Origin of the sequence: Micromonospora sp. NPDC006766 (assembly GCF_040636055.1) — a bacterium.
In the GTDB taxonomy this organism is placed as follows: domain Bacteria; phylum Actinomycetota; class Actinomycetes; order Mycobacteriales; family Micromonosporaceae; genus Micromonospora.
Genome location: NZ_JBEYIX010000006.1, coordinates 50,617 through 62,969, shown reverse-complemented (window position 1 = coordinate 62,969; position 12,353 = coordinate 50,617). Strand labels below are relative to the sequence as shown.

Sequence of the window (12,353 nt, the reverse complement as noted above, 5' to 3'; positions counted from 1 at the left end):
GGGTGGACTCCCGGCCGTGCCGGGTCGCCCACTAGGGTATGTGCGCAGAGTCACTCGGCGGCGGATGGTGTCGCCGGGTGGGCAACCCGAAGCACACGGAGGTCAGCGTGGCCAGCCAGTCGCCCCAACGGCCCGACGCGGACGAGCCCGAGCTCGACGCCACCACCGCGTCGGCCGCCGAGGACGAGGTCGAGGTCGACCGCCCCGCCGCCGATCGCGCGCTCTGGGAGGAGCTACGGATCGATCCGGTGGAGATCGCCCTACCCGCCGGCACGGGCTTCACCCTGCGGGCCTACCGGCCGGCGCGTGAGCTGACCCCAACCGACGTCACCGAACGCGACCAGGAGGATCCCTTCCTGGCCCGTCGCCAGGTCATCGAGACCGAGGACGACGAGGAGGTGGTGATCCTCGACGAGGAGTTCGCCGCTCTCTCGGCCGACGAGGACGAGGAAGCCGAGGACGAGCGGCCGGGCAAGCGCCGGCGCCGCGGGACCGCGGCGGCGGAGGAGACGGCCGATGAAGGCGCCGACGAGGACGAGGACGAGGCGGACGACGCCGGCGACGAGGAGGTCCCGATCTTCCTCAGCCACCGCGGCAAGCTGCTGCTGTTCAAGACCCCAGAGTCGCTGGTCAGCTTCATCCGGTCCGGCGCGCCCCACGATCTGACCCAACTCGACAGCTGGCACGAGCTGGCCGAGCGGGTGGAACCGGCCGACATCGCCCCGCTCGACGAGGACACCTACGAGCTCGACCTCGTGGTGGAGAACCTCCGCGGCGGCCACGACGCGTGGGACCCCACGCTCCTGATCGAGGCCGGCGAGGTTGCCCGTGACGTGGCGTACGGCCTCCGGCTTCCGGCCGTGCTGGACATGCTCTCCGCCGGCTCCAGCCTGGATGACCTGGACGAGGCGCTGCGGGCGACCGTCAACGGCGGGATCGGCGGTTTCCTGGGTCGACGCCGGCTGAAGAAAATCGGGGCACAAACCGCAAGTTTGGGTTGGCGCACCATTGTCGGCAAGATCTCTGCCGTTGTGGACTGGCGCGACTGACCCGGAGCGGGGAGCATCAGTCTCTGGCAGAGCAAGACCTGTGTCCGGGAGGAGGACGACGCCGTGGCGCTCGTGCGCGTGTACTGCGGTCTGGCCTCGGCGGATCCGGCCGACCGGCTGGCCTCGGCCGGTTCGGCGCTGACGTCCGCTGTGGTCGACGACGCAGGCCGTCTGCTGCATGTCTGCGAAATCGGCGACGACCCCGCTGGCTACGCCCAGCTGGTCGCGCTGCTCGTGGAGCGGTCGGGCGGGCCGAGTGGTGCGGCCATCGCCGCTGACAGTGACGACCACACGATCACCTCGCTGCTCAGCGCGGCCGGTCGACCGTTGGCGATCGCGGACGACGACTCGGTCGACGACTTCGCCGAACGCTTCGCCGACGACGACTCCCTGGAGGAGATGCAGTCGCCACCGGCGGAGCGCCGAGCGGTCGGCCTGGCCCGGGCCCTGCAGGCCGGTGCCCTCTCCGCGGTCACCCTGCCGGCCCCCCGCGATCTCGCCGGCTACAAGCAGGTGCTCGCGGCGCACGCCGCGCTGGCCAGCGGGCGGCACTCCGCCGCGGTGGCGCTGCGCGAGGTGCTCCGCGAGCTCTACCCGGCCGCCCTCCGGGCCTACCCGGACCCGGCCGAGCCCATCTCCCTGGCCGTGCTCGACGCGCTGCCGGAGCCCGGCATGCTCAGCGGCACGGCAGCCCGGGGGCGTGAGGTGGCGGTCGCCGCGGACGCCGTCGCCGCGCACCTGGCGGCCGAGGGTGTCGCCGATGCCGAGACCATCAACGACGCGGTGACCGCGCTGCGGGTCGCCATCGCAGAGACGCCCCGGCGAGCCACCGTCAACCGGGCGCTCACCGCCGCCGTCGCCCAAACGGTGCGCCACGCGGTCTCCTCCGTCCGGGCCTGCGACGCCGGCTGCGCGGCGCTGGTGGCCGCCCTCAGCGCCCGGGTAACCACGCCCACACGGGCATCCGCCCGCCCGGCCCTGGCGCGACGCGGCGACTCGGTCGACGACCGGCCCGAACTCACCGACGCCGCTACCGGCCTGCGTGCGCTCCGACCCGGAGAACCCGAGCCGGTGGGTCGGCGCAGCCGGCCCGAGCCGATCTCCGGACCGGCCGCGCCGGCGTCGCCCCAGCCGCTCGGCCCGCCACCGGTCGCCCCACCACCGGTTACGCCGCCGCCCGTCGCCCCGGCACCGGTCACCCCGGCCGCCTCGGTCGGCCGGCCGACCTCGGCATCCCCGTCACGTACGGAGCCGGCTGGCGCGCCGACGCCGCGGCGGGTGGAGGACCCCACCAACCGGCCGGTCTCCGCACCGCCTCCGCCGCCCCCCGGGATCACCCCGATCCCCCCGGCCCAGCGGGGCAAGGTGCCGCCGGCAGAGGCCGGCGAGCCGTTCCGTCCGACGCTGACCACCGCGGCGATCAACAAGGCTCGTGCCGAGCGCCAGCGCACGGTCATCCCGCCGCGCCCGAAGATCACCCAGGAGCTGCCGACCGGCGGTTTCAGTGCCACCGACCTGAACGTCCCGGTGCCGACGCCGCGCACTGGGCAGGAGGCCGCTCCCCCGGGTTCCCGCGCAAACTGGCCGCTGGTCAACAACGGCGACCAGGACGACCGCGCGGCGGAGCCCGCTGCCGGCTACCCGTACGGCGGCCGGGGCGTGGACGCGCCGAGCGACCCCGGCACCAGCCGGGTCACCCCGCCGTGGCTCGCCGACGACCTGCCTCAGGAGCCGCCGATGCTGCGGCTGGTGGAGCCGCCGCCGCTGGCCGATCGGGCGCTGCGCGGCGAGCTGGACCCGCCGACCGACCCGGGCCTGGACGCTCGGTCGCTGCGGCTGGTCGACCGGCAGAAGGCCGACGGGGCCGGCCGGCCGGCGTCCCGCACCGAGCTGCCCGATTCGCCGGAACGCGCCGACCACTCCAGCTCAGCCCGTCTGACGTCGCGTCACGACCTGGAGCAGTCGCCCGCGCCCAAGGAACACCGGCCCCCACCGGTCTCCGACGAAGGCGACGGCGACCTGCTGATCTTCGCCCAGGCGAAGTCCGCCTGGTTCGTCGGGCAGGAGGCTGACTCCGATCTGGAGTGGTCGAGCACCGCCGACACCGGCTGGCAGGCCGCCGAGCAGGCGGCCCGCCCGACGGTTGGCGCGGAGACCAAGGCCGGTCTGCCGAAGCGCGTACCGCAGGCCAACCTGGTGCCGGGCTCGCCGCTGCGCGAGGAGCGTCCACTGCGAATCGTGCGAAACGCGGCCAGCCTCGCCGAGAACACCACGGGCTACTTCCGCGGTTGGCGGCGCGGCCAGGAGATCGGCGGTTTCGCCGTCGGCGGCCGCCCGGGGCGGGAAGCGGCCGGCGGCTGGGACTTCACCCGGGACACCGGCGACCGCGACGACGAGCGCGAATACGAGTACCGCTCCGCCGGCTACCGGTCCTGATCGGCGTCAATACCCCTCCCACCTGCGTGTTTATGCCCACACCCGGTTGGTTTGACGCCGGGTCGGGTCGGCCGGGACCATACCCGGGGGACAGCTGGCGGCAGACGTCGCCGGGCGTGGGAAGGCGACTCCAATGGCGACAGCGGCATTCGACTCCTCCGTGCTGACCCGACGGGGTGTCTTCGCAGCGGCGGCCGGCACCCTGCTGCTCACCGCGTGCGGACGGCAGGATCAGCAGCCGGAGGAAAGCCAGCCGGGCGGCACCGCAACGCCCCGCGGCCACGAGCTGGTGATCGGCGTCAGCCTGGAGCTGAGCGGCCGGGGAGCCGCCCTCGGCGTGCTCCAGCAGCGGGCCATGGAGATCACCGTGGAGTCGCTGAACCTCAGCGGCATCCCGGTGGGCAACCTGCGGCGTACGGTGCGCCTGGAAATCCGGGACAACCACAGTGATCCTCGGGAGGCGGCCCGGCAGGCCACCGAGCTGACCCAGCGGGACGAGGTGCACGCCCTGGTCGGCGGCACCTCAACCGAGACCTCCATGGCCATCGTCGACGTGGCCCAGGAGCACCAGGTGCCATTCCTGTCGCTGGCCGCCGGGGACGACATCGTGCTGCCGCTCGCCCGGCGCACCTACATCTACAAGCTCACCCCCGACGCCGGTGACGTGGCCCGCCGCATGGCCCGCCTGCTCAACTCACTCCAGGTCCGGCGGGTCGCCCTGCTGGCCGCCGACGGGCTGCACGGCGACTCCGGTGTGCAGGCGGCGCGCCGAGCCCTGCGGGACGGCGGCGTGGACCTGATCCGGACCGTACGGCTGCCCGCCACCGGGCAGAGCTTCGGCGCTGCCGCGCGACGGGCGGTGACCGGGGAGTTGGACGGGGTCATCGTCTGGGGCACCGCCCCAGATTCCGGCACCGCGGCGCGGGAGCTGCGGCGGGCCGGTTACCGGGGTCCGCTCTTCTTCGACCCGGGCGCGGTCGCCGAGGACACGCTCTCCGGCGCGAACGCCGCCGCCGTAGAGGGGGCGTACGCCGTCCACCCGGCCTGTCTCGCCGCGAGCACGCTGACCACGACCACCACCGCGGAACTCGCCCGACGGGATTTCACCTTCCGCTACATCCAGCGGCACGGCACCTTCAGCGGCTTCGCCCCGTACGGCTCGGACGCGATTCAGCTGCTCGCCAAGGCGGCCCGCGCGGCGAGCAGCACCGACCGTGGCCGGCTGCGGGCATACCTGCAGACCCAGGTGGCCGAGGGCATCGCCGGTGCCTACGCCTTCGCCCCGATCCGGCACGGTGGCATGGACCGGGATTCACTCGGCGTCTACGTGGTCAGCCTGGGCACCTGGAACCGGTACTCCTGACCGGCCGGTTCCGGTGCCGCATGGCGCCGCCGGCCGGGCTGCCCGAGGCAGTACCAAGCGCCCGGTGTCCTTGGTCACCGGGCGCTTGCGGAAGCCGGTCAGGCGGGCGCGACCGCCCGCGAACGCCGCATGGTGAGCACGTACTCGACGAGCGAGATCAGCACGTGCTTGGTCGACTCCCGGTTCCGGGCGTCGCATGCCACCACCGGCACGTGGCTGGAGATCGCCAACGCGTCCCGAACGTCCTGCGGGTCGTGGTACTGCATGCCGTCGAAGCAGTTGATGGCCACCAGGTACGGCAGCCGCCGGTGCTCGAAGAAGTCGATCGCGGCGAAGCAGTCGGCCAGTCGACGGGTGTCGACCAGCACCACGGCACCGATCGCGCCGCGGACCAGTTCGTCCCACATGAACCAGAACCGGGTCTGACCCGGCGTACCGAACAGGTACAGGATCAGATCACGGTCGATCGAGATACGACCGAAGTCCATCGCCACCGTGGTCGTCGTCTTGCCCGGCACCTGCCGGTTGTCGTCAACGCCCACCCCGGCGGAGGTCATGATCGCCTCGGTGGTCAGCGGCGTGATCTCCGAGACCGAGCCGACCAGCGTCGTCTTACCGACGCCGAAACCACCGGCGATAACAATCTTCGCCGACGTCACACGCCCGTTCGGGACCGGCGGCCGGTGCGACATGTCAGAGCCTGCGAAGTCCACTCAGCACCCTCTCCAGCAGTTCAGTGCCCACCGCGTCGTCGGAGTCGTCCAGGATGGTCGGCTCGTGGACCGCGACCAGGCCGTCCGTCGCCATGTCGGCGATGAGCACCCGTGCCACACCGAGCGGAAGCTGCATCCGCGCCGCGATCTCGGCAAGTGACTGCACGCGTCCGTCACACAGCGTGGCGATGTACTGGTGCTCTCGGCTCTGACTGCCGTTGCCAGTGGCAACGGCCCGGCCGCGCACCGTCGTCTCGACGAGCGCCTCCAAGGCGATCTCGAGCCGGGGCCGGGTACGGCCGCGGGTCACGGCGTATGGACGGACCAACGCGCCGGTTGGCTCGTCACGATCGGCCATGTCGCCGCTCACCTCCTTCGTACCCGTTGCCGGCTCGTCCCGGTGGAACCCGTCGTTGTCGTAGTTGTTGCCGCTCCTGACCCATTGGTCAGCGCGTCGGTCAGCCCATCATCCCGACAGCCGTACGTGGCTGCGGGGTCAGTGCGTCGCCCACCCGGTCGACGAGCAGAGCCATTTCGTAGCCGACCTGGCCGACGTCGGAGCTGCGCGCGGCGAGGACCGCGAACGACGACCCGTCCGAAATGGACATGAGGAACAGGAAGCCATTGTCCATCTCGACGACGGTCTGCAGCACCGCTCCGCCCTCGAAGCAGCGGGCCGCGCCCTGAGTCAGGCTGACCAGCCCGGACGAGATCGCCGCGAGCTGGTCGGCGCGGTCCCGCGGAAGGTCACGGGACGCGGCGAGGAGCAGGCCGTCGGCGGAGACCGCGACCGCGTGCGCCACACCGGGTACCCGGTCGGCGAAGTTGGCTAGCAGCCATCCGAGATCCTGCGTAGTAGTCATCCTTGTTGCTCCTTCTGCCCGCTCCCGGCCACCGGGCCTGAGCCAGACTGCGAGGACTGCTGCCCGCCCGGAGTCGCCTCCGAGCCGGCAGGGTTGCTGTCGGACGGGTGGTTACGCCCCCGCTGCACGCCCCGATGGTAGGCCGAGAGCAGACCCCGTACGGCCTCCGGCGTCCGGCGCTGCACCGACGCGCTCGGCTTCTCGACGCCACCCGGCACGAGCTGCGCCATCGGCACCCGCTTGGGCAGGCCCTTCTGGGTGGTCTCGGTAACCGGCACCTCGGTGGCCGCCGAGGCAGCCCGCCAACCGTCGTCGGCCGCGGTCTGCCAGCCGGTGGTCTGCTGCGACGCCCGCCGGTTCGGCGCTGCCTCAGTGGAACCGGGACGAAGGCCCCCGTTCGCCGATCCGTTGTCGCGCGGGGCTCCGCCGGCCATCGGAGTGTGTGCCATCGGCGTGTTACCTGTCGTCCCGGGTGTTGGTTGCTGGACGGCCCGACCGGCGACGTCGACCTTGGCGAACTGCTGGGTCGGGACGCCACTCGTCGCCGTGGCCGGCTCCTCCGGCCCAGGCCGCCGGGTACGGAACCAGGCAGACTCGAGCTCGCGGAAGATCGGCAGCTCCATCGTCTCGTCCGCGTACCGCTGCTGGTTGGTCGCCTGCTGCGGCGCCGGTGCGGGCACCGGCCGGCTGACGGCCGGCGGCGTCTCCGGACGGGGCACCCGGGGCAGCTCGGTGGTCATGTCGAGACCGGCGGCGAGGCGCTCCGGCACCGGCGGGGCGGCGGCCGGGTCGGGCGCGGCGACCGGCGGCCAGGCCGGCGGTGCGCCGACGGTCGGCGCGGGGGTCGGCGGAACCGGGCGCGGCGGTACCTGACCGACCGGCGGGGAGAACGGCGAGAACGGGGCGGGCGCGGCCGACACCGGCTGGCCGGATACCGGCGAGGCGGAGACGGGCACGCCGGAGACCGGCGGCAGCGGCGGGGCAGAAACCGGCGGCAGCGGCGGGGCAGAGACCGGCGGCAGCGGCGGCGCCGAGACCGGCGGCGGGCCGTATGGCCACGTCTCGGAGGTGCTCGGCAACTGCTGCGGGACAGCCGACTGCTGGCCGGCGCCGGCCGGGTCACCTTCGGCCGGGTTGCGCCGCTGCGGCAGCGGATCGATCGGCCGGCCGTTGGGCGTCCGCGGGGCGAAAGCGTCGCCGTCGGAGTGTCCGGTAGCGCCGGTGAGGTCCGACCAGGCCGGCATCGACCGCGTCCCGCCAGCCGTGGCCGGGATGCCGGCGCCGCTGCGCGGCGCCGGATCGAAGGCGCCCCCGCCGAGCGTCACCTGGTTACCGGACGCGCCGGAGAGCGGCGGCAGGGTGTTCGGGCCGCTACCGAAGGCGGCCAGGGCACCGAACGCGGGGGCCGGACCGCTCTGCTGGGGAGCGGCCGCAGCGGCCGGCAGGGCGGGCATCGGCTGGCCCCGGCCGGCGAGGGCACGCGGCACCAGCACCGACGTGGGCAGGGTGACATCGGCCACCGTGCCCCGGTCGGCACCGGGTCGCAGCTCGACCTTGACTCCGTGCCGGGATGCCAGTCGCGCGACCACGACCAGACCCATCATCCGGGAGACCGCGACGTCCACCTGCGGTGGAGTGGCGAGCCGCTCGTTCAGCTCGTGCAGCTGCTCCGGGCCGATGCCGATACCCCGGTCCTCGACGTAGAGCGAGGCACGGTCGCCCATCCGCCGGGCCTCCACCATGACGTGCGAGTCCGGCGGGGAGAAGGCGGTGGCGTTGTCGAACAGCTCGGCGACCAGGTGCACCATGTCGTTGACCGCGTGCGCGGCGACCTCGATGTCCCGGTCGATCACGCCGAACTCGATCCGCGTGTAGTGCTCGACCTCGGACTGGGCGGCCCGCAGCACGTCGATGAGGGCGGCCGGCTCGCGCTGCACGCGGGTGGAGTCCGCCCCGGCCAGGACCAGCAGGTTCTCGTCGTTACGGCGCATCCGGGTGGCCAGGTGGTCGAGCTGGAACAGCTCGGCCAGCCGGTCCGGGTCCTCCTCGCCGCGCTCCAGCCGGTCGAGGTGACCGATCAACCGGTCGACCAGGATCTGCGACCGGCGGGCCAGGTTGACGAACATCGTCGCGACGGACGCCCGGAGGGCGGCCTGCTCGGCGGCGGTGCGGACGGCCTCCAGGTGGACGGCGTTGAACGCCTCGGTCACCTGGCCGAACTCGTCCTTACTGCGGATCGGCAGCGGCTCGGCGATCTGGTTGGCCAGCTGGACCGGGGAGAGCTGACCGGTGACCTGCGGATCCCGGAGGCGGGCCACGGCCTGCGGAAGGCCGTACTGGGCCACCGAGAGGGCACCCTGCCGCAGCTCGCGCAGCGATCGCGCCATCGAGCGGGCGATCAGGTACGCGAAGAGGATGGCCAGGAGCAGCATGCTGAGCAGCAAGCCGGTCTCCAGGAACACCTGGCGCTGCGTGTCCGAGCGGAGCCGCTCGGCCTGCTGGACCACATTGGCGTCGAGCTTCGACTCGACCGTCCGGATCTGCCGGGCATAGGCCACCATGGCCGCGTCCCACTGGTCCGGCCCGAACGACACATCAGCCAGGTTGCCGTCGATGCTCTGGGTGACCTGGGAGCTGTACTTCTTCGCCTCACGCAGGTCGGACTCGGCGACGGTCTGGTCGAAGTACTCGGCGTCGGCCTGGGTGGCGACCGCCCTGAAGGTCTCCAACGCCTGCGCCTGGCCGGTCTGGCTGGCGATGAACTGCTCCCGCAGCATCGGGGTGAGGTTCTTGCCCACCAGCGCCTGGTGGACGACCACCCGACGTTGGGACAGGTACTCCCGCTGCCGGGCAATCGAGGCGGCGGCGCGCATCTGGTCACTCAGGTCGTTGTCGCCGGCCAACTGAGTGGCCGAGTCCCGGATCGCGAGCAGGTTGTTGATCAGGACTTCGTACGACTTCTCAGCCTCGTTGATGCTCAGTTTGCCGTTGTAGACCTGGCTACGGGTGCCTGGAAGGTCGGCGAGACCCTTGTCGATGTCGGCGAGCCGGGCCTCGAACTTCTTCGGCAGATCGCCGACGGCGGCCCGCTGCCGGGAGTAGGGCCCCTTGTTCTGGTCGACCCGGGAGGTGGCCCGGCTGTAGGCCTCCTGGTACTGGGCGTTGGACTGGACCCGCTCGGCCTTACTCTGGCCGGGGCGCTCCGCGCCGAGCCACAGCACCGCGGAGACCCGCTCGTCCTGCAGAGTGTCGACCAGGTCACCGGAGTAGCTGATCAGGTTGGCCAGGTCACCTGCCCGGTTGGCAGCATTGAGCGTACCCAGGTGGTTAACCAAACTGTTGGTGCCCACCAGAACCGTGGCGATGGTCGGCACGATCATGATCAGCCCGAGCTTGGACCAGATCGGCATGTCGCGGAGCCGGCCGGCCGGCTGACGTAGACGCGACAGGAAGGAGCCCGCCGTCTTTGGTCGTTTGCTCACGTCACCGCCCTCGCATTACCGCGTCCGAACGTCACCCAAGGGCAACGTCGAGCGACCGACCCGGCGGGTCGGACCTCCGAGATTCCATCACGCCGCTCCACAAAGAGAAAGCCCAGGTTGTCCCTCACCGAAGGTGTGATGAGATGTTGATGCAATTTGATAGCAATCCGTCTGGCCGGAGTTACTGAAAGTAATGGAATACCCTCACCGCGTCGTCCTCCTTGCTGGCCCCTCCGGCTCCGGAAAGTCGTACATCGCGCAACGAACCGGGCTTCCGGTGCTCTGCCTGGATGACTTCTACAAGGACGGCGACGACCCTACGTTGCCACGCCGAAACGGACATGTGGACTGGGAGTCGCCGTTGTCCTGGGATGCGGACGCAGCGGTGGAAACAATTGCCCGACTGGCTCGGGACGGCAAGGCCGAAGTGCCGGTTTATGCGATCGACGCGGACCGAAAGGTGGCCACTCGGCCGTTCGACGTCGCTGGCTCGCCACTTTTCGTCGCCGAAGGGATCTTCGCCGCCGAGATCGTCGAGGAGTGCCGCCGCCGCGGCCTGCTCGCCGGGGCGTACGCGCTGCGCCGACCGCGCGGGGCGACCTTCGTCCGCCGGCTCGCCCGCGACCTGTCCGAGCAGCGCAAGACGCCCCGGGTGCTGATCCGGCGCGGGATCACCCTGCTGCGTGCCGAGCCGGCCGTGCTGCGCCGGCAGACCGGGCTGGGCGCCGAGGCGGCGCGAGCCCGGGAGGTGCTGCGCCGGGTGGCCGCCCTGCTCGCCGGGCACCCGCACACGCAGCCGTGATCAGCCGATCAGCTTGCCGTACGCCGGCTTGATCACCTCGTCAATGATCTTCAGTCGTTGGTCGAACGGAATGAACGCGCTCTTCATCGCGTTGATCGTGAACCATTGGAGCTCCTTCCAGCCGTAGCCGAAGGCCTCCACCAGCAGCGCCATCTCCCGGGACATCGAGGTGCCGCTCATCAGCCGGTTGTCGGTGTTGACGGTCACCCGGAAGCGCAGGTCGCGCAGCAGCCCGATGGGGTGCTCGGCGATCGACGGCGCCGCCCCGGTCTGCACGTTCGACGAGGGACAGAGCTCCAGCGGAATCCGCTTGTCCCGGACGTACGCGGCCAGTCGGCCCAGCACCGGCGGCGGCCCCGGGGTGATGTCGTCGATGATCCGGACGCCATGGCCGAGCCGGTCCGCGCCGCACCACTGGATCGCCTGCCAGATCGACGGCAGCCCGAACGCCTCGCCGGCGTGGATGGTGAAGTGGAAGTTTTCCCGCTGAAGGTATTCGAAGGCGTCCAGGTGCCGGGTGGGCGGGAAACCCGCCTCGGCGCCAGCGATGTCGAAACCGATTACCCCGGCGTCGCGGTGCCGGACGGCCAGCTCGGCGATCTCCTGTGAGCGAGCGGCGTGCCGCATCGCGGTGAGCAGGGTGCCGACCCGGATCGGCGTGCCCGCCTCGGCGGCCAGGGCACTGCCCTCCGCGAAACCGGCCACCACGGCCTCGACCACCTCGTCGAGGGTCAGGTTCTGCTCCAGATGCTGCTCGGGGGCGAACCGGACCTCCGCATACACCACGCCGTCGGCGGCCAGGTCGAGCGCGCACTCACGGGCAACACGACGCAGCGCGGGCGCGGTCTGCATGACTGCCACGGTGTGCGCGAACGTCTCCAGATAGCGCTCCAGCGAGCCGGAGTCGGCCGACTCGACGAACCAGCGACCGAGCGCCGCCGCATCGGTGGTGGGCAGCTCGTGGCCGATCTCGGCGGCCAGCTCGACGATCGTCGCGGGCCGCAGACCGCCGTCGAGGTGATCGTGCAACAGCGCCTTCGGGACCTTGACGATGTCCTCGTACCGGATTGCGACCATGCTCAGACACTATCCACCGGCGGGCCGACCTCGACACGGGACCGGGCCCCGGCTCACGGACGCCAGCCGTACACCCGCTCGACGGCGAGGCGGAGCACCAGGCGACCGTCGGTCACCATCGCCGCCCGGTAGTCCGCCCAGTCCGGGTGCTCGCCCCGGATCCGCCGGTAGACCTCGACCAGCTCGTCGGCGGTGGCGTCGCCCGCTGCCACCGCAGGTGTGGTTAAGGTCACCCTTCGCCGACACGGCGAGTCGGGGGATGAGGAACTGGGCGAGCGGGCCGATGCTCAGCGCGTAGATCACTGTGCCGACGCCGACGGTGCCGCCGAGCAGCCAGCCCGTGGCGAGCACGCCCAGCTCGATCAGGGTGCGGGCGCGACCGACCGGCAGGTCGCGGGCGGCCAGGCCCGTCATCAGCCCGTCGCGCGGGCCCGGCCAGGCCCTGGTGCAGCACGTCCCACGAGGAGAGCCCGAGATCTGCCCGGACCATCAGCGCCACACTGGCGCCGAAGAGGGCCAGCCCAAGTAGAAGCCGGACCATACGTGCCGGCAAACTAGTTGACATGTC

Annotated in this window: 9 protein-coding genes and 2 pseudogenes; 4 read left to right on the top strand and 7 right to left on the bottom strand. The window is 71.8% G+C overall.

Translation table 11 applies throughout. The annotated features are described in order from the left end of the window. Positions 1 to 77 precede the first annotated feature (77 nt). From ABZ671_RS09580 to ABZ671_RS09570, 3 genes are all read left to right on the top strand, one after another. Positions 78 to 1,049 carry a DNA primase gene (locus ABZ671_RS09580; RefSeq protein ID WP_357853994.1) on the top strand — a complete coding sequence of 324 codons (972 nt, stop codon included), beginning with the start codon at positions 78 to 80 and terminating at the stop codon, positions 1,047 to 1,049. 63 nt (positions 1,050 to 1,112) lie between these two features. After that, positions 1,113 to 3,485 (top strand): transposase, encoded by a 2,373-nt coding sequence (locus ABZ671_RS09575; RefSeq protein ID WP_357853991.1) that lies wholly within the window; start codon positions 1,113 to 1,115, stop codon positions 3,483 to 3,485. A gap of 133 nt (positions 3,486 to 3,618) precedes the next feature. Next, positions 3,619 to 4,848 (top strand): ABC transporter substrate-binding protein, encoded by a 1,230-nt coding sequence (locus ABZ671_RS09570; protein ID WP_357853989.1) that lies wholly within the window; start codon positions 3,619 to 3,621, stop codon positions 4,846 to 4,848. 98 nt (positions 4,849 to 4,946) lie between these two features. Here the strand turns inward: ABZ671_RS09570 and ABZ671_RS09565 are convergent, their stop codons facing one another. From ABZ671_RS09565 to ABZ671_RS09550, 4 genes are all read right to left on the bottom strand, one after another. Then, a complete protein-coding gene (locus ABZ671_RS09565) occupies positions 4,947 to 5,540 on the bottom strand; it encodes an ATP/GTP-binding protein (RefSeq protein WP_357853986.1) in 594 nt (197 codons plus the stop codon). Between the two features lies 1 nt (position 5,541). Continuing rightward, positions 5,542 to 5,919, bottom strand: a complete 378-nt coding sequence (locus tag ABZ671_RS09560; RefSeq protein WP_357853983.1) for a DUF742 domain-containing protein — start codon at positions 5,917 to 5,919, stop codon at positions 5,542 to 5,544. Positions 5,920 to 6,019: 100 nt separating this feature from the next. After that, a complete protein-coding gene (locus tag ABZ671_RS09555) occupies positions 6,020 to 6,424 on the bottom strand; it encodes a roadblock/LC7 domain-containing protein (RefSeq protein ID WP_357539472.1) in 405 nt (134 codons plus the stop codon). Further along, a complete protein-coding gene (locus ABZ671_RS09550; RefSeq protein WP_357853978.1) occupies positions 6,421 to 9,906 on the bottom strand; it encodes a sensor histidine kinase in 3,486 nt (1,161 codons plus the stop codon). The genes ABZ671_RS09555 and ABZ671_RS09550 overlap by 4 nt, the downstream gene beginning before the upstream one ends. A 277-nt stretch (positions 9,907 to 10,183) precedes the next feature. Between ABZ671_RS09550 and ABZ671_RS09545 the strand changes: the two genes are divergently transcribed. Next, positions 10,184 to 10,708 (top strand): ATP-binding protein, encoded by a 525-nt coding sequence (locus ABZ671_RS09545; RefSeq protein WP_357853975.1) that lies wholly within the window; start codon positions 10,184 to 10,186, stop codon positions 10,706 to 10,708. On the opposite strand, the gene ABZ671_RS09540 is transcribed toward ABZ671_RS09545, so the two are convergent. From ABZ671_RS09540 to ABZ671_RS09530, 3 genes and pseudogenes are all read right to left on the bottom strand, one after another. Continuing rightward, on the bottom strand, positions 10,709 to 11,785 hold the full coding sequence (locus ABZ671_RS09540) for an adenosine deaminase (protein WP_357853973.1): 1,077 nt from the start codon (positions 11,783 to 11,785) through the stop codon (positions 10,709 to 10,711). It lies immediately after the preceding gene. 53 nt (positions 11,786 to 11,838) lie between these two features. Then, positions 11,839 to 11,985 (bottom strand): annotated as a pseudogene (locus ABZ671_RS09535) (PPOX class F420-dependent oxidoreductase); the annotation flags it as partial. A gap of 43 nt (positions 11,986 to 12,028) precedes the next feature. Further along, positions 12,029 to 12,350, bottom strand: a pseudogene (locus tag ABZ671_RS09530) (hypothetical protein); the annotation flags it as partial. Positions 12,351 to 12,353: the final 3 nt, after the last annotated feature.